The 20,190-nt window shown below is 45.2% G+C and carries 15 protein-coding genes; 14 read left to right on the forward strand and 1 reads right to left on the reverse strand.

Annotated elements, in window-relative coordinates; genetic code table 11:
• Positions 1-1,007: 1,007 nt before the first annotated feature.
• The 7 genes from BM736_RS03980 to BM736_RS04010 all read left to right on the forward strand — a co-directional run bounded on the left by BM736_RS03980 (position 1,008) and on the right by BM736_RS04010 (position 10,221).
• Positions 1,008-2,075, forward strand: coding sequence for a UDP-glucose--hexose-1-phosphate uridylyltransferase (locus BM736_RS03980; protein ID WP_076408888.1), 1,068 nt, complete (start codon positions 1,008-1,010; stop codon positions 2,073-2,075).
• Positions 2,072-3,259, forward strand: coding sequence for a galactokinase (gene galK / locus BM736_RS03985; protein WP_083699822.1), 1,188 nt, complete (start codon positions 2,072-2,074; stop codon positions 3,257-3,259). The genes BM736_RS03980 and galK overlap by 4 nt, the downstream gene beginning before the upstream one ends.
• 93 nt (positions 3,260-3,352) lie before the next feature.
• The gene (locus tag BM736_RS03990) at positions 3,353-4,912 is read left to right on the forward strand and encodes a sodium/sugar symporter (protein WP_076408890.1); all 1,560 of its coding nucleotides are present in this window, start codon (positions 3,353-3,355) and stop codon (positions 4,910-4,912) included.
• A gap of 97 nt (positions 4,913-5,009) precedes the next feature.
• Positions 5,010-6,020, forward strand: a complete 1,011-nt coding sequence (galE, locus tag BM736_RS03995; protein WP_076408893.1) for a UDP-glucose 4-epimerase GalE — start codon at positions 5,010-5,012, stop codon at positions 6,018-6,020.
• Positions 6,021-6,178: 158 nt separating this feature from the next.
• Positions 6,179-7,102, forward strand: coding sequence for a phosphate/phosphite/phosphonate ABC transporter substrate-binding protein (locus BM736_RS04000; RefSeq protein WP_076408896.1), 924 nt, complete (start codon positions 6,179-6,181; stop codon positions 7,100-7,102).
• 50 nt (positions 7,103-7,152) lie between these two features.
• A complete protein-coding gene (locus BM736_RS04005) occupies positions 7,153-8,799 on the forward strand; it encodes an ATP-binding protein (RefSeq protein WP_179079006.1) in 1,647 nt (548 codons plus the stop codon).
• A 264-nt stretch (positions 8,800-9,063) separates the two neighbouring features.
• Positions 9,064-10,221, forward strand: coding sequence for a porin (locus BM736_RS04010; protein WP_076408901.1), 1,158 nt, complete (start codon positions 9,064-9,066; stop codon positions 10,219-10,221).
• Between the two features lie 378 nt (positions 10,222-10,599).
• On the opposite strand, the gene BM736_RS04015 is transcribed toward BM736_RS04010, so the two are convergent.
• A complete protein-coding gene (locus BM736_RS04015) occupies positions 10,600-12,129 on the reverse strand; it encodes a sigma-54-dependent Fis family transcriptional regulator (protein WP_076408903.1) in 1,530 nt (509 codons plus the stop codon).
• A gap of 262 nt (positions 12,130-12,391) precedes the next feature.
• On the opposite strand from BM736_RS04015, the gene BM736_RS04020 reads away from it, so the two are divergent.
• From BM736_RS04020 to BM736_RS04050, 7 genes are all read left to right on the forward strand, one after another.
• Positions 12,392-13,951, forward strand: coding sequence for a flavocytochrome c (locus tag BM736_RS04020; protein ID WP_076408905.1), 1,560 nt, complete (start codon positions 12,392-12,394; stop codon positions 13,949-13,951).
• 60 nt (positions 13,952-14,011) lie between these two features.
• A complete protein-coding gene (hutH, locus tag BM736_RS04025) occupies positions 14,012-15,655 on the forward strand; it encodes a histidine ammonia-lyase (RefSeq protein WP_143562314.1) in 1,644 nt (547 codons plus the stop codon).
• 81 nt (positions 15,656-15,736) lie between these two features.
• Positions 15,737-16,138: a cytochrome c3 family protein gene (locus tag BM736_RS04030; protein WP_076408907.1), complete on the forward strand. Its 402-nt coding sequence runs from the start codon at positions 15,737-15,739 to the stop codon at positions 16,136-16,138.
• A 212-nt stretch (positions 16,139-16,350) separates the two neighbouring features.
• Complete coding sequence (locus BM736_RS04035) at positions 16,351-17,694, forward strand: DUF1800 family protein (RefSeq protein ID WP_076408909.1); 1,344 nt, start codon at positions 16,351-16,353, stop codon at positions 17,692-17,694.
• Between the two features lie 86 nt (positions 17,695-17,780).
• Positions 17,781-18,926: a DUF1501 domain-containing protein gene (locus BM736_RS04040; RefSeq protein ID WP_076408912.1), complete on the forward strand. Its 1,146-nt coding sequence runs from the start codon at positions 17,781-17,783 to the stop codon at positions 18,924-18,926.
• Positions 18,927-19,433: 507 nt separating this feature from the next.
• Positions 19,434-19,706, forward strand: a complete 273-nt coding sequence (locus BM736_RS04045) for a Rid family hydrolase (protein WP_083699824.1) — start codon at positions 19,434-19,436, stop codon at positions 19,704-19,706.
• Positions 19,707-19,715: 9 nt separating this feature from the next.
• Entirely contained in the window at positions 19,716-20,156 is a 441-nt protein-coding gene (locus BM736_RS04050; protein WP_076408915.1) for an N-acetyltransferase, read from the forward strand.
• Positions 20,157-20,190: the final 34 nt, after the last annotated feature.

Below are 20,190 nucleotides of genomic sequence, written 5' to 3' on the forward strand. Positions count from 1 at the left end.
CGCTTATCTTGCAAGGCATCAAAGGCGAAGCGCTGCAACATATCAAAATTTTCTTCATTTAAGCTGAGGATTGAGGCACCTTCGGTTTGATGGGCGACGTCGCGCAAACAAAAGTTTTCTCGGTAACCCTGCGCGTTAGAGGTCGGTGTGCCGTGATAACTGCCCCACAGTGATGGCACTGCGGGGACGCCCGCATCTCTGAATTTAGTTATCCTGTCAGCGACTTCAGTGGTGGGATACTGCTGCGGGCCAACCACAAGATAGTCATAAATAAAGTTAATTGAACCGTCTATGGCATGGTCTAACTCCGCATTGCTTGAGCTTATCTTAATTTCGGTTGCTGGACGGATTCGAGCATCGCGGATCAAACCGTCGGCGTAAGCTGGGAGGGTGAAAGTGCCAAGGGCTAATCCAATGGCGATAGAGAGGCTTGCATAAGGTTTGCGATTTAACATGATGTTTATTCACTCCTGGATAAATGTTCTATTGTTTTTATTTATCACATCAGCAACTGCAAACTTCTATTGATGCCTGGTTATTATCCAACCATCCGTTAGCAATACTTACCACCGTAAAATAGACTAATGATTATTGAAAAATAGTCTGTTTATATTCCATCGAATAGTTATGTAGGTATATCGCATTGAATATATAGGTATTTAATTACTTGCCTTCGGTGTGATTAAAACGGGGTATGCAACAGTTAGGTATATTGGTAATAAAATTAAATGACATCATTGATAAATATAAATAACGATGAATTATCTGTTGGGTTATTTAAATTATTGCTGACAATTATTATCAGCATTCCATTTCTGGAGATGGTGTTCTATTCAGGCTATTCACCGTTGTTGTGCATTTTTATATTTAGTATTTGCCCACCAATTCAGTGAATAACCAGGTGGATATCGTTAAATGGGAGATAAAAGCGCCTTTTCAGGAATGACAGGCGCAGGGATCTAACCGAGCATACTAGCTATCCAAAGAATGACGGAAAGAATCCAGCTATGGCGCAAGATAAAAAACCTATAGAGCAGTTTTCCGAGGTTAAGCATGCTCATCGACGTTTCAATCCATTAACCGCTGAGTGGGTCTTGCTTGCTCCACACAGAGCAAAGCGCCCCTGGCAAGGTCAAGTCGAGGCTAGTGCCCTTATTGAATCGACTGCCCATGACGCCAGTTGTTTTCTGTGTGCAGGTAATACCCGCGTTAATGGTGAAATCAACCCTGACTATAACGCCACATTTGTGTTTAAAAATGATTTTTCAGCTCTGCTCCCTGAGGGGCCTAAAACCCATCAAGATGACCCTCTGTTTCAACTGAGTACGGAGCGAGGTGAAAGTCGGGTGATCTGTTTTTCACCCCATCACAGTAAAAGTTTACCAGAGCTCGAACTTGGCGAACTCGAACAGGTGGTCGCCACTTGGAAAGAACAAAGTGCAGAACTTGGCAAAGAGTATCGCTGGGTACAGCTGTTTGAAAATAAAGGCGCGGCGATGGGGTGCTCCAACCCTCACCCCCATGGACAAGTGTGGGCACAGACCCAGTTGCCCAGCTTGGTGGAAAAAAAGCAAAAACATTTATTGGCTTACAATCAACAGCATAACAGCAGTTTGTTAGCGGACTATGCACAGCGTGAACTGGCTAATGAAGTGCGGCTGGTGGTCGCTAATGACGACTGGCTGGTGGTGGTACCGTATTGGGCGGCTTGGCCATTTGAAACCTTATTATTGCCGCGATTTCCCATCAAGCGGATGACCGAGTTGACCCCTGCGACGCAAACCTCATTGGCTGACATCATCCAACAATTGACAGTCCGTTATGACAATTTATTTGAATGCTCTTTTCCTTACTCAATGGGTTGGCATGGGGCGCCTTACGATCGAAAGATCCATTCAGAATGGACCCTGCATGCGCATTTCTATCCGCCATTATTGCGCAGTGCCAATGTGAAGAAGTTCATGGTGGGATATGAACTCTTGGCTGAGGCGCAACGTGACATTACCCCTGAAGAAGCGGCGCAGCGGTTAAGGGATGTGTCGGCTATCCATTATAAAAAAAGGGACAATCAATGAGTTCATTAACGATCAAGGCTGCCCGAGCTGAGCAGGCGTTTATCCTGGCCTACGGCAGCGGATCTGAGCTGCAGGCCTATGCACCCGGTCGGGTCAACCTGATTGGCGACCACACCGATTACAACCAAGGATTTGTATTGCCTGTGGCCATCGATATGGGCACCACGGTACTGGCTGCCAAGCGCAGCGATAATTTGATCAATGTGATCGCTATGGATATGGGCGGTGAGCGTGTGAGTTTCAGATTGGAGCAGATAACCTTTGATGAGGCAGTGAGCTGGAGTAACTATGTCCGTGGTTCAATATTATGTCTGTTACAGGCACTGCGACTTAACGACCATGATAAGGATAGGGCTAAAGCGGTGGGCGGCGCCGACCTATTGATACACGGCAACATCCCTCAGGGCTCAGGATTGAGCTCATCGGCCTCCCTTGAAATTGCCGTGCTTAAAGCCATGTCTGACCTGTATGGATTAGGCATTGATGGGGTGCAGGCTGCCAAATTGGGTCAGCAAGCAGAGAATGAGTTTGTCGGCTGTAACTGCGGCATCATGGACCAACTTATCTCCGCATTAGGCCAAGATAACCGTGCCATGTTGCTCGATTGCCGGGATCTAAGCTACCGCTATGCGGCGTTACCCGATGATGTGGTGATGGTGATTATTAACTCCAATGTGCAACGAGATCTGGTTGAGAGTGAATATAACTTGCGCCGCCAGCAGTGTGATGAAGCTGCGGAATTTTTTGATAGACCCTCCTTGCGTGATGTCAGTGTTGAGAGATTATGCGCCGTAGAAGGGCAGCTTGAATCGACTCTTTATCGCCGTGCCCGTCATGTGATTAGTGAAAACGCGCGAACTGAGCGCACCTTTGATGCCCTGAAAAGCGCCGACTTTCAGCGACTGAGTCAACTGATGAGCGCATCGCATGCCTCATTGCGGGATGATTTTGAAGTCACCACCCCAGAGATTGACTTTTTAGTGGCGGTGTTAGCTGAGCGCCTCGGCTGTGAGGGCGGAGTCAGAATGACCGGTGGGGGCTTTGGTGGTTGTGTGATTGCCTTAGTGCCTAAAAAGCATGTCGTCACTGTTGAAGAGACCGTCGCCGAGCATTATCAGGTCAATACCGGTTTAACCGCAGATGTTTATGTCTGTTCGGCGCAAGCTGGAGCCTTTAATCGCTGATGGCTTAAATAGCAGGTTTATTGTCAAGGAATAACAGGTCGTTGGATTATTTTTTGGCGGGATAATTAACGATAACAATAAGAGACAAGGACTATGTTAAACAATATTGATATTGCGATTTTCGTTGGGTATGTGTTGGGCCTGCTTGTGCTGGCCCTGTATATCTCCCGTAATGATAAAGACCACGAACGAAATACCCAAGACTATTTTCTGGCCAGTAAATCTTTGCCTTGGTGGGCTATAGGGGCCTCATTGATTGCTTCTAATATCTCGGCTGAACAGATCATCGGCATGTCTGGCTCAGGTTATGCGATTGGGTTAGCGATAGCCTCTTATGAGTGGATGGCAGCCATTACGTTAATCTTGGTGGGGAAGTACATGTTGCCCATTTTTATTAAGAACGACATCTTTACCATGCCACAATATTTGGAGCAGCGGTTTGATAAGCGGGTCAAGACGACCCTCGCGCTGTTTTGGTTATCTGTGTACATTTTTGTCAATTTAACTGCCGTTTTATGGCTTGGTGGCTTGGCCATTGAAACCGTCGCAGGCATTGATTGGATGTATGGCATGATTTTTCTGGCGATGTTTTCACTCGCCTATTCGCTGTACGGCGGGTTAAAGGCAGTTGCGTACACCGACATTATTCAAGTGGTATTGCTGATTTTTGGTGGGTTACTGCTCAGTTACTTAGCGCTCGATGCAGTGTCTGACGGCCAAGGAGTAGTAGCAGGGTTTACGGTATTGGCTACCGGCTTGCCGGGTCATTTTGAGATGATCCTTACCGAGAGTAATCCGCATTATATGAGCTTACCGGGTATATCAGTTTTAGTGGGTGGCTTATGGATCATGAACATCAGTTACTGGGGGTTTAATCAGTACATCATTCAACGGGCACTAGCGGCTAAAAGTATTCAGGAAGCGCAAAAAGGCATCGCCTTTGCTGCCTACCTGAAACTGTTGATGCCACTAATTGTGGTGCTGCCCGGGATAGCGGCGGTGGTATTACACCCTAACCTGACCACGCCCGATCAGGCGTATCCGTCGATGATGGCGTTAATGCCCACGGGGATTAAAGGCTTGGTCTTTGCTGCGCTGGTGGCCGCGATTGTGTCATCACTGGCGTCTATGACCAATAGTATCTCAACCATCTTCACTATGGATATCTATACCCAACTTAAGCCTGAGAAAAGTCAGCGTCATTATGTGTTTGTCGGGCGCTGTGCCAGTTTCATTAGTCTGGTGATAGCCCTACTGATGGCTGAGCCGTTACTGGGTAAGTTCGATCAGGCCTTCCAGTATATTCAGGAGTTTACCGGAGTATTTACTCCGGGGATCGTGGTGATATTTCTGACCGGGATGTTTTGGAAGAAAACCACCTCTCAGGCGGCCTTAGCTGCCGCACTTGGCTCAGCGCTGTTTTCCTTTGCACTGCGGATGTATTGGCCGGAATTGCCCTTTATGGACAGGATCAGCATTGTATTCCTTCTTTGTCTGGCAGTGACTGTGTGTGTCTCCTTGATGGGCAATGCGACGACGAGTGATCAAAGTGTCGATCTGAGCCACATTAGCTTTGGCACTCAGCGTTCATTTAACGTCTCGGCATTTGGGGTGGTCGTTATCCTTAATACCTTGTACGTGACGTGGTGGTAAAGGCCTAACTCTTACCCAACATGGAGGCCTAGCCTCCTTATTCTGAATAACTCACACTCTCTGTTCAGCGGTGAGTGTCAACATGAGCAAAACATCGATGAATATTTTAGTGACAGGGGGCGCGGGTTATATTGGCTCTCATACCTGTGTCGAACTGTTGAATGCCGGTGAGCAGGTGATCGTGCTGGATAATTTTAGCAATGCTAAGCCGGAGGCGCTTAATCGGGTTATAAATATTACTGGCCAACAGATGATCACGATTGAGGGTGATATCCGTGATGCTGCTTTGTTGGAAACGATATTTAGCCAGCATAATATTGACGCCGTTCTCCATTTCGCAGGGCTTAAAGCGGTGGGGGAGTCTACGATGGATCCACTTAACTATTATGATAATAACGTTAATGGCTCCCTATGCTTATTGAGGGCGATGCAAAAGCATGGCGTGAAAACGCTCATTTTCTCATCGTCAGCAACTGTTTATGGCGATCCCGATAGTGTGCCTATTTTCGAAAGCTCACCGTTAAGAGCCACCAACCCCTATGGACAAACGAAACTGGTTATTGAGCTGATGTGTCAGCATTGGGTCGAATCAAATAGTGAGGTATCGGTTACCTTGTTGAGGTATTTTAATCCAGTAGGCGCACATGACTCAGGAACCCTTGGCGAAGACCCTCAAGGTGTCCCAAGTAATTTGATGCCTTTCATCGCTCAAGTTGCAGTAGGTAAGCGGAAAAGTTTATCCATATTTGGCGATGATTATGACACCCCAGATGGCACTGGTGTCCGAGATTACATTCATGTGGTGGATCTCGCCCAAGGGCATGTTGCTGCCCTCAAGCAACGCAATGAACAAGCTGGTTGTCATGTGTTTAATTTGGGTACTGGCCAAGGGGTCTCCGTTTTGGAGATGGTCACTGAATTTTCTAAAGTGACAGGTCAAGATATTCCTTATCAGATAGCAGCGAGGCGGCCTGGAGATATTGCTCAGTGTTATGCCAGCTCACAAAGGGCAAGGCTGGAGCTGGATTGGTCATCTAAGAGAGAGCTTCAACAGATGATCGCCGATACATGGCATTGGCAACGCCTTAATCCTGATGGCTATGTTTAGTCATGTTGGAGGCTTGTATCGCCTCCTAGCATCAGTGAGCTTGCTCGACTCTTGTTAGTGGAAGTTTGGCTAAGGTATGATTGACGCCGCTCGCTTCACTACTACAATTATAGGGTTAACAATTGAGCCGCTATGGGGTGGGTTGTGGGTTTTCTTTCATGTTAATTGCCAAAGTGGCAATAGGCTTCAGTAGAAGCGCAACCTTAATTTTCTCTCTTACCTGCTTATTGGCTTGTGAAGTTGAGAAGAGCAGTGATTATAGGCTTCATTTCTCGCCAAGCTCTCCAGTGACAAAAACAGATTATATTTTTGGTATACATCCACTGCACAATCCTCAGCGGTTATTTGAGATATTCAATCCCTACATGCAGTACCTGTCAGATAATATTGAGGGGGTTAGTTTTAGTCTTGAAGCTTCTCGTAATTATGAAGCATTCGATGAAAAACTCTATTCAGGTAAGCTAGATTTTGCTCTACCTAATCCCTTTCAAACATTTAATGCGATGAGTAAAGGTTATCGTGTTTTTGCCAAAATGGGGGATGATGAAAACTTTAAAGGGATTATTTTAACGCGCAGGGATGGCGGCATAGAGAAGGTGACAGATCTTAAGGGCAAAGCAGTAAGTTATCCCGCTCCAACAGCCTTAGCCGCAACTATGATGCCGCAATATTACTTGCAAACTCATGGTGTTGATGTGACTGAAGATCTAGATAATCGTTATGTCGGCTCCCAAGAGTCTTCAATTATGAATGTATACCTAAAACAAACTTCAGCAGCTTCTACTTGGCCACTTCCATGGATTGCCCTGTCTAAAGAGCGGCCAGAGCTCGCTGATGAGTTAGAGGTGAAGTGGTCAACGCCACCTCTTATCAATAATGGTTTAGTAGCTAAACATGATATCCCTAATAGTATTGTTGAACAGGTAGCAAATTTAACCGCTGAGTTGCACCTTCATCCCGAAGGTGTGCTTATGCTCGAGGCAATGGCATTAAGCCAGTTTGAGCTTGCCACCAATGAAGATTACTTAGTCGTGGATCAATTTTTAATAAAATTTAATGAGCAGGTAAGGCCAATTAATTGAGCAAGATATATTGCTAACCTTCAACCTTGATGGAGCCAAATCGCAGCAAGATGCTTTTATCAATTAAAGAGTTCTGGACCAAGTCAATTACAAGACAGCTGATTTTGGGCATGGCGCTGACCCATGCCGGCCTAATGACTATTTTTGTGTTTGATCTCGTTCATAGACAGCAAGCGTTTATGGTGTCACAGAGTCAAAGTCAGGCTGTCGGGTTAAGTAATACTTTAGCGGCCAATGGTGTTTCTTGGGTGCTTGCTAATGACATTGTAGGTATTGAAGAGATCATTGCATCCCAGTCTGACTTTCCTGGACTGACTTACGCTATCTTTCTAGATATGAATAACCGGGTTATTGGGTTCACTAATCGAGAAAAAGTGGGTCAGTACTTAGATGATCCTATTAGTCTAACCTTGTTAGAACCCTCAGTGGTGAGCAAGGTACTTGTTGATAATCAATCTTTTATCGATGTGGCATCGCCAATTATGTTTAAGGAACAACAGATAGGCTGGGCACGGGTTGGTATAGATAGAAAAGAGATAACCAACAACCTTAAACTGGTGACTCGAAATGGTTTGTTATACACGCTATTAGCGATATTGGTAGGTGTTATTTTTGCCTATTTAATGGGGAGAGGTTTAACACAAGCTATTCGAACTTTAGTCGAGTCAACAAACCAAGTTGAACGCGGTAAACCTGATGTCGAGTTTATCCTTGAGAGAAGCGATGAGTTAGGAAAACTGAGCCAGTACCTTGATAAAACAGTTAAAACCTTAGCCAAGAATGAGGTTAGTTTAAAACAGAATCAACGCATACTCGAATCTCAAGTTAAGGACCGCACATTTAAACTAGAGCAAGCCAACCTTGAGCTGACTGAATATAGTCAAAAAGTAAAAGACGAAAAGGATAAGTTAGATCAGGCTTATCATCAACTTAAAGCACTACAGCAACAGTTGATAGAGTCTGAAAAATTATCAGCCTTAGGCTCTTTAGTTGCAGGTATCGCCCATGAAGTGAATACTCCGCTTGGTGTTGGATATACTGGAATATCAAGCTTACAAGAGCAGCTAGATATCTTACACAAGCATATTGTCGATGAGACGCTAACGGCTGAAGATATCACTGAATTCCTTGAGTACTCTAATGAAGTCGTATCTCTTATATCTAAAAATATGCAGCGAGCCACCCAGTTAATTAAGAGTTTTAAGCAGATTGCAGTGGTGCAAACTTCTGAAGCACATTATGACTTTTCGCTAAAGGAGATAGTGGCTGATTGTGTACTGAGTTTGAATAACACGCTTAAGCAAAAAGCGATAAAGATAGATATTGATATCGATGAACAGCTTAGTATTGATTCTGAACCTGGGCCCTTTGCTCAGGTGATCAGCAACTTTGTGATGAACTCGGTGATACATGGCTTTGAGGGGCTCAACACTGGCGAGATTAAGATTCATGCCTCGCTCACTGATAGTGAGCTAATAATTGATTACACTGATGATGGTAAAGGAATGAGCAGTGAAAATGTCAAAAAGGTCTATGAGCCTTTTTTTACCACAAAAATGGGTAGTGGGGGAAGTGGTCTCGGGATGCACGTGGTTTACAATATTATTACCCAAAGGTTTAAGGGGAAAATCCATTGCAAAAGCACCCTAGGTGAAGGAGTGTCGTATCACATTATCATTCCTATCTCTGCGCTTTAACACCAAGCTTAAAATCATTCACTTCATTCATCACCATACCGTCTCTGGTATACAACGATATTTAATTTTTAACACGATATTTAACGATGTTGATTGACGATATATCGTGTTTGACCGATCTAGCTCCTAATTATCTGGCGATCCCACCTCTATTTACCCTATGGCATACAAGATGCTGTTTCCCACTTAGTTTTTAAATGTTTAAAGGCGTAACAATTATTTTAATTAAGCGCCTATTCAAATAATAAGTAAGGGAAAGATGTGATGAAAAAGAAGGTATTAGCGCTATTGGTTCCAGCCTTGCTGGCTGCGGGAACTGCTCAGGCTGCTGAAATTTATAAAGATGATACCAACAGTATTAACATGATGGGTTGGTTGGGTTTTGCTGCGCTCAACGATGGCAATGATACTGCGGTGGTCGACAACTTTTCCCGTATCGGTTTTCGATTTGACCGTCAGGAGAAAAATGGTTGGCGCAGCTTTGCTCATACTGAGTGGGGCATAAATATGGTGACCAGTGATGACAGCCTAAAATATGAAGGCGGTCAGTTAGGGGCAGAGAAAAGCTCAGACTTTTTATTTAACCGTTTAGGCTACGTTGGACTTGCCCATGACAAGTGGGGAAGTTTAACTTTTGGTAAGCAGTGGGGAGCCTATTATGATGTGGCTTACACGACCGATGTGCTTAATGTGTTTACTGGGTACTCTGTGGGGGCTTACACCTTCGGTGATGGTGGCTTAACTGGTGCGGGTCGTGCAGATTCAGCCTTTGTCTACCGTAACTCTTTTGGAAGTTTAGATATCGCCCTGCAATATGCTGCCAAGCAAAATGGCGATGTTGCGCTATTTGATAAAGACGGAATGGCGATAGATGATGGCTCACACATCAGTTTTGATACTAGCTATGGTGCCAGTTTAACCTATCACTTTACTGACAAGTTTAAGGTGTTAGCAGGCTTCAACCGTGGTGATTTTGAAGGCCGTTTAGCGGGCGTAGCTGTTGATGATACTAATGAGATCCTTGGTGTTGGCGCGCAGTATGGCTCGTTTTATCAATATGCGCCAAATCGTGAAGCCGATGGTTTATATCTAGGCTTTAATGCTCACCAAAGTAAGCAAAATGAGCTTGTTGCAGGCCAATTATATGATTCAACCGGAGGTGAGTTTCTCGTCGCTTACCAGTACGATAATGGCTTTGTGCCAAGCTTCTTACTCTCATACCAAGACTTAGATACTGATGAGAATACGGCTATCAAAGGGCAGTGGACGCGACAATTTGCTGTGCTGGGGCTACATTATCGCTACAGCAATGACACTGTGATGTACGCCGAAGCCAAGTTAGACTTCAGTGAGATGGATGATAAGAGCTTTGAAGCGCTTCAAGATAACAATTATGCGATAGGTATTAGATACTTCTTCTAAACAGCTGTATACCGAATACCTACCAAAAAAACACCTCCTTTGAGGTGTTTTTTATTTTCTGCCCTAAACCACCTACTTCAGTAGGTGGTTATCATCCATAGGCTTTTCTTGAAGTCGTTAATAGAGCCTTTTTATGCCGAACTTTGTGCAGAGGTTTAGTGAATAGTGTAGTGCAAGCTTCTAAATCAGTGCTGGAACTGTTCCATTCATTTACCTGCATTCCCTGCCATCCATAGCGGTCAGTGATTTAGTAGAGCCTATAGGGATATATCAACGGCGACTTGCAGGTGCACAGTAACTAAAGATCCCTTATAGGGAGTCATTTTAAAGCCACCTTCTTCAGAAGGTGGATTATTTACACCTGAGAACGAGTGAGTTTCAGCAGATCCCAAGTTTTTTCATTTTGCTGCGCAGGGTGTTGGGGTTGATATCTAACAGCTCTGCGGCGCCGCCAGTCCCATAGAGTTTTCCGCCAGTGACACGCATTGCATGTTCGATATATTTACTGATCATAGTATCTAGCGGAACCAGTTTGTCTGAGGCATGACTTGGGTCGATAACTATCGTCTCGCCAGAGCTACTTTCGACAGCTTCTTCGCTATGAGTGGCTGAGATAAAATCAAAGTTTAGTGGCCCTTGGGGGGATTGAATAATGGCTCTTTCTAGCACATTAATTAATTCACGCACATTACCAGGCCATTGATAGCTATTGAGTGCATCTAGCTGCTCGGTGGAGACTCTAGGGAGTTTGCTCAGGTTGAATTTTGCGCTAAGAACCTCGAGAAAATGTTGCACTAGTAGGGGAATGTCCGAGCGTCTTTGCCTTAATGAGGGGATCTCTATTGGGAATATCGCTAAGCGATACCAGAGATCTTCACGAAACTCACCACTGTGTACCATAGCTTGTAAATTTCTGTGGGTAGCGGCTATCACCCGAATATCGAGTTGAACACTATCATGGCCGCCGACTCTTGTGATGGTACTGTTCTGTAATACCCGCAGTAAACGGACCTGAGCCGATAACGGCAGCTCGCCAATTTCATCAAGGAAAATGGTCCCGCCATTGGCTTGCTCAAAGTGACCCGCTTTGCGTTTTTCAGCCCCTGTGAAGGCGCCTTTCTCATAACCGAATAGCTCTGAATCAATCAATGTGTCAGGGATTGCCCCGCAGTTGACCTTGATAAAGGGTCGGCTTGAGCGTGAAGATTGTTCATGAACCGCATTGGCAATGACCTCTTTACCACAGCCCGTTTCCCCTTGGAGTAATACGCTTGTGTTAAGTTTTGCGATGGCCTCAACTTGGCTCATCACTTTTTTCAGCCCTGCATTTCCGCCAACAACGCCATTGGGGGTAAAGATAACGCGCTTGAGTGAACGGTTCTGCTGAGTCAACGCTTGATTCAACATGAGTAGATTTCTGTCTTTGAGGTTAAACGCCGTGATCAAAGAGAAGGTCTGCATATGTGGCTCAATCATATCCCCATGCTTAGTTTTGAATACTCCAACGTTTTTAGCGTAAAAGCCAACTATGCCTAGGTGCGTATTCCCTGAAACCATCCTCATCAGTATCAATGATTTAATGTCAGGAATGACCTTAGGGGCAACAAACTGCGTCACGCTATCTAATGAAATGTCATTGACAATTCTGATGACAGGACGGTCCGCTTGCTGGAGTAACTGCTCCATCTCTTTTGAGATAGGCACTTGGTTCTCTAGAGGCGTTGCCACCTGCTCATTAACATGAGCAAGAAACTGAATGTCACTGAACTCAGGTCGATAAATATTGAGGAAGATCCCATCGATAGGCAAAACTTGCTTGATGAGCTCAAAGTAACTTTGCAGTGACTCCTCAAGCTGCAGACTGCTACATAGACGTTGAGTTGCGTTGTAATAGAATTTTCTTTCCATTGATATTTCATATTAACCACGAAGTTTCGTGATTGTAGATCATTATATATCGTGATTCTGTGTCCCTCTTCAAACAATCATTTCTCTACACCTCTTTTTAGGTAGTTGGCATACCTGCTGCACTGTTCATAGGCATCAGCAGAACAGAAATTAGCTAAGTACTAACAGGTTTAGTCTGACTATTTTCTTTCAAATTAATACGTTGAATTCAATTTCTAGTGCTAGTTCAGAGTAAGAAGAATGAGAAGAGGGATGATGAAACATGAGTGAAAAACAGAAGATGGATCATAGCCGGCGTCAGCTATTAAAAGGGGGCGCAGCCCTAACTTTAGCTGGCATAGGTAGCGCAGCGACCTTACCCGTGATGGCTGCAACACAAGGTAAAGGTCAGACTAAGTTTGATGAAGTTGTCGATATTATCGTTATCGGCAGTGGCTTCGCCGGTATGTCTGCAGCGCTTAAGGCTAGAGAGTCGGGTGATAGCGTGATGGTGATCGATAAGATGCCAGTGTTCGGAGGTAACTCGACCATCAACGGTGGCGCTATGGCGGTTGCGGGTTCTCCCTTGCAGAAGCAAGAGGGCATTGAAGACTCTGTCGACACTATGGTCGCCGATATGCTGGAAGCAGGCAGAGGGATGAATGATGTTGAGATGCTCAAGCTTGTCTGTAATGGCACGGCAGAGTCATGTGAATGGTTAACCGAACACGGGGTTAAGTGGAAACCTTTTGTACAGCATTTTGGTGGACATTCACTGCCACGTGTTTTGCAGACGGTTGAGAGCTCGGGTGCTGGCATTATTCGTCCTTTAATCAAGGCGGCGAAGAAGGCGGGTATCGATATGCGAAATCAGACTAAGCTCGAATCTTTCGTCAAAAATGATGAAGGACGTGTGATCGGCATTAAGGTTCGAGATGGCTTTTATTTTCCCAGAAATAAAACAGGTAAAGTACGCCTGTTTGGTGCAAGTAAGGGAGTGATCATGGCCACAGGAGGCTTTGGGCGAGATATCGAGTATCGTCAGATGCAGCAGCCAAAATTGACCAAGGAGTTGGACTCAACCAATCACCCAGGAGCTACATCTGAAGCACTCAAGCAGATGATGTTAATCGGGGCTAATCCTATTCATCTCGATCAAATTCAGCTAGGCCCGTGGGCATCTCCTGATGAGAAGGGCTTTGGCACAGCTTCTCAGTTCAACACCATCGCAACTTACCCAAGCGGCATCGTCGTCGATTCACGTACCGGTGAGCGCTTCTTTAATGAGCTGGCTGACAGAAAGGCCCGTGCTGACGCCATCATGACCCGCCGCGATGAGCAGGGAAACCCAGTATATCCGATAGGGTTTACTAATGCCCAGGGCGCTAAAAAAGCGCAAACATTAGCTTGGGGGCTTAAGTATAAGGTGATTCAAAAGGCGGAAACCTTAGATGAATTAGCTCAGCTTTATGGCATTCCAGCAAAAGCGCTTAAAGAGCAGGTTGCACGCTGGAATCAGGCGGTATCGGCGGGCAAAGACAGTGAGTTTGGCCGTCCTATGCAAAAGGCGATGAAACTAGAGCAAGGTCCTTGGTATGGGGTGCGCATGTGGCCAAAAGTGCATTACTGCATGGGCGGAGTCCGAGTAAACACACACTCTCAGGTGCTGCACCTTGTCACAGATAAGCCTATCGAAGGTTTGTTCGCAGCCGGTGAGGCAACTGGTGGCATTCATGGGGCAAGTCGCCTCGGAGCCTGCGCCGTTGCCGAAGGTGTGGTAACTGGACGTAATGCCGGTCAGATGTGTACACAGTCCAAGCGAGTCGAGCTAGCGCAAGCCTAGTGACTGTTTTGATAGCTAATGAATTTTAATCGTTTCAGTTGAAACGTAATGGATAGACAGATGAACAATAACAAACAGATGATTTTGATTGCCGCTGCACTCAGCTTACTTTCTGGTAGTGCGTTGGCGATGGACAGTGTGGTACTCGATGGTCAGCACCTGACTCAAGCACAGGCTTGGGAAATTGCAGATGGTGCAGAGGTCAAAATTGCTAAACAGGCAAGAAAGCAATTGGGTAAGGCGCATTCACTGTTGATGGACGCCGCTCGACTAGGTAAGCCTGTGTATGGACTGACCGTCGGCGTTGGGCTAAACAAAGATCATAAACTCTTCTCTGCAAATGGTGAGCTAAGTGATGAAGTGATTAAGGCATCTAAATCCTTTAACTACAGTACCCTTCGCGCTCACAGTGCTGGTATTGGTGAAGCGATGCCTGTACGTCTGACGCGCGTTGCTTTAGCGGTAAGGCTTAATACTATCTTGTCGGGTCATACTGGCGTACAGCCTTATGTTGCCGACCTCTATCAAGCTTATCTAAATGAAGGCATTACGCCAATTATTCCATCAAGAGGCACAGTGGGCGAAGCTGATATCTTGCTTTCATCCCATGTCGGCCTTGCCATGATTGGCGAGTGGGATGTGATGTATAAAGGTAAGCGCGTTAGCAGTGCCAGCGCAATGAAAGCGGAAGGTATCAAACCGTTAGATCCCGTGGGGAAAGATGCGCTGTCAATCCTTTCAAACAACTCAGTTGCAGTCAGTTACGCCATGAAAGGCTACCGAGACGCCGCTAAGTTGATCGATGTGACTCCGACTGTGTTTAGCTTGAGTCTTGAAGGTCTTAACGGAAACGTGGCGCCATTCCTGCCACAAACAAATAATATTCGCCCGTTCCCCTATATTAAAGAAGCGACAACTGAGATCTTAGCCGATCTTGATGGCAGCTATCTGTGGAATGTTAATGATGAGCGTTCGTTGCAGGACCCGTTAAGCTATCGCACAACGGCTTATACCTTGGCTAGTGCTAAAGATGCACTGGATAATTTAGGTAATGTGATTGAGGTCCAGATAAACCACTCTGATGATAATCCTGCCGTTGTGATGGGCGATACCGCTGATTATTCGCAGCATTCTCAAGTGAATAAGTACCTGGTTGAAGGTAAAGGCGGCGTGTTCCCAACTACCAACTTTGAGCCGCTTCCTGTCGCATTAGCTACGCAGCAGTTAAGCATCGCTTTGACTCATATGTCTCATAACAGCGCCATGCGTACCATTCACTTGTCAGATGATCACTTTACTCATCTGCCACGGTTTTTGAGTGCGCCGGGCAACAATGGCCATGCATTTGGTGCAATACAGAAGACGTTTGTTGATATGCAGGTGCGCAATAAAATGTTGGCAAATCCAGTATCGTTCGACGGTATTGCTATTGCGGGTAATATCGAAGATACCTTCACGAACCTAAAGCTCGCTTCTGACAACCTTATTCAGATTGTTGATAACACCAATGTGATGTACGGGCTCGAGTTACTGCACTCAACGCAGGCCATTGACCTAAGAAAGCTGGCAAACAGTCAACTTAAGCTAGGCAAGGCGACTCAAGCTATGTACCAGGCTTATCGCAAAGAGGTGCCATTTGTCAGTGTAGACCGTCCGTTTACACCTGATATTAGCGCATCTCACGCCTTTATCATGAATTATTAATCAATCGGTTAACGACTCATAAACTCAAATTAATCAAGTGGGAGGCTATGACTCCCACTGTGAGACCTTGTAGGATCCAACATGTTTAAAAACTTATCAGTGCTCTCATTGAGCCTTACACTTGCCTTTTCCCTAGCGACTGCATTTTCACCTTTTGCGAATGCTATGAAAATCAAAGATTATCATAAAGAGATAATGACAGATGAAAGTGGACAGGTTGAATGTGCAGCCTGCCATGGGGATGTGAAACGCAAAACCATTCCACAAGTTAGCGCTTGCGAAAGTTGCCATGGCAGCGTCGAGGATGTGGCTGCACAAACTAAGCGACCAGCTGATGCAGGCCATACCGTTGAGCCAAATCCTCATGATAGCATGCATTATGGTACAGATTTAGCCTGTACTTACTGTCATCAAGAGCATAAACAGAGCAAGGTGTACTGTAATCAGTGCCATGAGTTTGAATACCCAAATATGAAGCGTTAAGCTAATATTTTATCATCGTCATATCCTCTATCTGTTGTAATAGATTCTGTAGTAATAAATAGTTCCAAAGCCACTGTTAAAGGTGGCTTTTTGCTCTTTACTGATTTTATTGAACATTGCTATCTCTAGCGTAAAAGAGTGTAAAACCCTTTGAATCTACAGCAAAGCTCACTATGTTAAGTGTATTAACATGATTGAGTTGGAGAGGTTGAATGTCATTAGAGGCTGTGATTGCCGTTAACCGTTTTGGTTACGGCGCTAAAGTGGGCGAAATAGATAAGGCATCTACTGATCCTAAAGCCTTTTTGATTGCTCAGCTACAGCCAATCACATTCGATGCTAAGCTGCCTCACTCTGAACAACTCCTACAAAAACTGGCTTTATACAGCCAACAAAAAAAGCTGCGTAAAAAGGAGGGCAAGGCAAATACAGCCAAGGAGGAAGCAAAAAAAGAACGGCCCTTTTTTAGACAAAGTTATAGCCAGTTAAGCGCAGACTCTATTAATCGAGCGATTAACTCATCAAGCAGCATGATGTGGCGGCTATTGGACTTTTTCTCCAATCATTTCAGTGTGTCTGCACAAGGGGCGATGATGACTGCGCTCGCACCTACCTTAGAGCGTGAAGCCATAGCGCCTCATCTGTTGGGCTCCTTTTCTGATATGTTATTCGCTGTCACTCAGCATCCGGCGATGCTCAAGTATCTCAATAATGAAAAATCATTTGGGCCGAACTCAAAAGCGGGAAAACGTGGCAAAGGCCTTAATGAAAACCTTGCCCGTGAAATTCTCGAGTTACATACCTTAGGTGTCGATGGGGGTTATGTTCAAGGGGATGTCGTAGAGCTTGCAAAAGGGATAAGCGGTTGGAGCATTGCTAAGCCATCAATCGATGGCAGGAATGGTTTTTATTATAAAGAGCGAGGGCATGAGCCCGGTGAGCGGGTGTTATTAAATAAAACTTATAGTGAAAAGGGGGAAGCTCAAGGGCGCGCTATGCTACAGGATTTAGCCATGCACCCGAAAACCGCTGAGCATGTATGTTATAAACTTGCGCGCCACTTTATTAGCGATACGCCCCCTCAAGCCTTAGTTCAGCGATTAACTCAGCGTTGGTTGATGACTCAAGGCAATCTTAATCAAGTGATGCTCACGCTTATCGATAGCCCTGAATCTTGGCAAGCCAAATCATTAAAATTTAAAAGCCCTCGGGAGCACCTTATTTCGAGCTATCGGGGCTTATCGTTACCAGGTGCTAAACCGAGAAAGCTTATCAATGAGCTTAAAATACTCGGGCAGCAGCCATTTAAAGCAAACTCGCCGAAAGGGTATGGTGATACTGAGCTTGACTGGAATGGACCTAGCGCCTTGCTCGCAAGAATCGATTGGTCTGCTAACCTTGCTAATAAACAGCGAAATATTGAGGTGAAACCATTGATTTCTCAACTGCTTGGCAGGCAAATTACTGAGCGGTCATATCTCACTATCACCAGAGCCGAGAGCCGTGAAAATGCCTTGGCGCTGTTATTAATGAGCCCTGACTTCTTAAGAAGGTAGGCGTTGAGAAGGTAAAGAATGAGCATATCTGCTCAAAAGGTAAGGGAGGGGGGGAAGTTTGAAAGCAGCGATTAAGGAGAATAGAGATGCATCGTAGAGAGTTCGTTAAGCTTCTTGGTGGCAGTTTAGTCATGATGCAAAGCCCGCACCTGGCCTTGGCTGCAGAGGGGAAATCTGCTCCCAAATACTTTATCTGGATAGTGCTGCGAGGCGCGCTTGATTCATTACACACAGTTATCCCCGAGTTCGACCCTCAATTTAAACTGTTACGACCCAAGCTATCAGCCAAACTTTCAGGTACTGGCCTGCCTTTATCGAAAGGCTTTAGCTTAAATCCAGCATTGAGCAACCTGCATAGCTGGTATCAGGCTAAAGCGCTATTGCCCATCGTTGCTGTCTCTACGGGCTATGAAAGTCGCTCACATTTTGATGGTCAGGATTACCTTGAGAGTGGCACTGGCAGCCAAAATTATGATTCTGGCTGGCTCGGGCGTGTGATGGCCATACAGCAAAATGACTCGATAGCGATTTCGCAAACCACACCAATCAGTTTGCGCGGCAGTGACAAGGTCAGCACTTGGTATCCCTCTAATTTGAAAACGGCTGAAGATGATGTGTTACAAAGCTTGATGCAGATGTATCAAGATGACGAACTGCTGCATACTCATCTATCTAAGGGGATAGCGTTGAAAGAGAGCGCCATGTCATCAGGTGCAACCTCAAAAAAAACGGGTCGTCAGTTTAGTGAACTGGCAACGGCTTGTGCCAATTTATTAAAGGCAAATAAGCAGATGGATTGTGCCATGTTAGAGCTAGGTGGCTGGGATACTCACAACAATCAGCACAATCGTCTGCAGCGACAACTGACTCAACTAGATACGGGCTTGGCAGCGCTTAAGTCTGGCCTAGGTGCGCAGTGGCAAGATACTGTGGTTGCCATCGCCACTGAGTTTGGTCGTACGGCGAAAGAAAATGGCACAGGAGGGACCGATCATGGTACTGCTAGCGCGATGTTTCTCGCTGGAGGCGCTGTCAAAGGTGGGCAAGTATTAGGGAGCTGGCCAGGCTTGAAGGCTGAAGCCTTGTATCAACAAAGGGATCTTATGCCAACCAGCAATACCTTTAGTTGGCTAGCTACAACTTTGAGTCAACATTGGCAGTTGTCACCTACACAAATTTCACAGGTATTTCCCCATAATGAGCTATACCCACAGCAAGTTAGCAGGGCTTAACTGTCTGTGCTTCCTCTGTTGAAGCCTTTATTTACACTCACTTTACGTGTAACTTTCGACTGGTAACTTTCGCTAAACGTGTTGACTATACAGTGTGAATGCGACTTTAAATCGTGGTTTAGCGGCTCTGAAATGGAACTGGGAGTCATATAATTGATTGAACGAAAAAGTGGGATATTTAATGGACGCAGTAAGTCATCAGCATACAAAGATTTAGTTTGGACAGTCGCAACATCGTCAGATACAAGAATACCAATCAGTATAAGAAAGTGATCTACTCAGAGTTATTTTTGGCGAGTGATTCAAGATGAATAGTTGATGGAATGGTTATTCCATTGCGAGGCTATTCAGCGAAGAAGCAGGCGGCCAAAAACACTCCTGAAAGGCGAGTTTTAGCGCATCCGATGCCGTGTTAACGAGCTAGAGCGTAGAATAACTATGCCCTTCACTCGTTGCCTTGTCTCTGAAGCGCTAAACTCTCGCTGAGCGATCAAGTCTTTATGCTGATTGGTATTAATCCAAGGGCAAACAAAGCTCACGCTATCGACCATTGAGAATAATTTACAGGAACTTAATTCTGACAAGCACCACATTGTCTCAGCGCAAGTGTATATTGCTAATATGGCTGATAAACCTTTAATGGATCACGTTTGGTGTGAATGGATAGGAGAGCAGCCTGAACATTGGCCTCAAAGAACGTGTTTAGGTGTAAACCTTGAAGGTGATGTGCTCATAGAGGTGACTGTTACAGCGGTGAGTCATTTACCTGTTAAGTCATGAGAACGATTAATGAAATTTAAATTTATCCAAGCAACACAAGATGATAGAGCTTATCTATTAAAGCTACGCAAGCTGACTATGGTTGAGCATCTAGAAAAATCCGGTCAGTTTTTATCGGAGGCTGAGCATGAATTCCGCCTCGATGATGCTTATGAATGTTCACACTTAATCTCACAACACACAGATAATAAGGCTCGGATGGTGGGGACATTAAAGTATCGAGAGGATAATGACAAAATTGAGATTATGCAGTTGCAAATACATCCAGCCTTTCAAGGTCAAGGCATAGGTAAAAAAGTGGTTGAAGAGGTTTTACAACAAGCTGACACAAAGAGAGTTGAGCTCACTGTATTGAAAGATAACCCCGCTTTATCACTCTACCAAAGGCTTGGTTTTACCATCACAGGTGAAGATGAGTTTGAGTTCCATATGCAGGCTGTTAACAGTTAAAAGAGCAAGCCGTTAGCAGTTCAATGAGTTATTG

Source organism: Shewanella sp. UCD-KL12 (assembly GCF_001957125.1).
GTDB lineage: Bacteria > Pseudomonadota > Gammaproteobacteria > Enterobacterales > Shewanellaceae > Shewanella.

What these genes read in the sequence shown, in the direction of transcription:
- BM736_RS03980 (WP_076408888.1), top strand. Translation starts at nt 1,008, where the DNA reads ATGGCGCAAGATAAAAAACCTATAGAGCAGTTTTCCGAGGTTAAGCAT.
- galK (WP_083699822.1), top strand. Translation starts at nt 2,072, where the DNA reads ATGAGTTCATTAACGATCAAGGCTGCCCGAGCTGAGCAGGCGTTTATC.
- BM736_RS03990 (WP_076408890.1), top strand. Translation starts at nt 3,353, where the DNA reads ATGTTAAACAATATTGATATTGCGATTTTCGTTGGGTATGTGTTGGGC.
- galE (WP_076408893.1), top strand. Translation starts at nt 5,010, where the DNA reads ATGAATATTTTAGTGACAGGGGGCGCGGGTTATATTGGCTCTCATACC.
- BM736_RS04000 (WP_076408896.1), top strand. Translation starts at nt 6,179, where the DNA reads ATGTTAATTGCCAAAGTGGCAATAGGCTTCAGTAGAAGCGCAACCTTA.
- BM736_RS04005 (WP_179079006.1), top strand. Translation starts at nt 7,153, where the DNA reads ATGCTTTTATCAATTAAAGAGTTCTGGACCAAGTCAATTACAAGACAG.
- BM736_RS04010 (WP_076408901.1), top strand. Translation starts at nt 9,064, where the DNA reads ATGAAAAAGAAGGTATTAGCGCTATTGGTTCCAGCCTTGCTGGCTGCG.
- BM736_RS04015 (WP_076408903.1), bottom strand. Translation starts at nt 12,129, where the DNA reads ATGGAAAGAAAATTCTATTACAACGCAACTCAACGTCTATGTAGCAGT.
- BM736_RS04020 (WP_076408905.1), top strand. Translation starts at nt 12,392, where the DNA reads ATGAGTGAAAAACAGAAGATGGATCATAGCCGGCGTCAGCTATTAAAA.
- hutH (WP_143562314.1), top strand. Translation starts at nt 14,012, where the DNA reads ATGAACAATAACAAACAGATGATTTTGATTGCCGCTGCACTCAGCTTA.
- BM736_RS04030 (WP_076408907.1), top strand. Translation starts at nt 15,737, where the DNA reads ATGTTTAAAAACTTATCAGTGCTCTCATTGAGCCTTACACTTGCCTTT.
- BM736_RS04035 (WP_076408909.1), top strand. Translation starts at nt 16,351, where the DNA reads ATGTCATTAGAGGCTGTGATTGCCGTTAACCGTTTTGGTTACGGCGCT.
- BM736_RS04040 (WP_076408912.1), top strand. Translation starts at nt 17,781, where the DNA reads ATGCATCGTAGAGAGTTCGTTAAGCTTCTTGGTGGCAGTTTAGTCATG.
- BM736_RS04050 (WP_076408915.1), top strand. Translation starts at nt 19,716, where the DNA reads ATGAAATTTAAATTTATCCAAGCAACACAAGATGATAGAGCTTATCTA.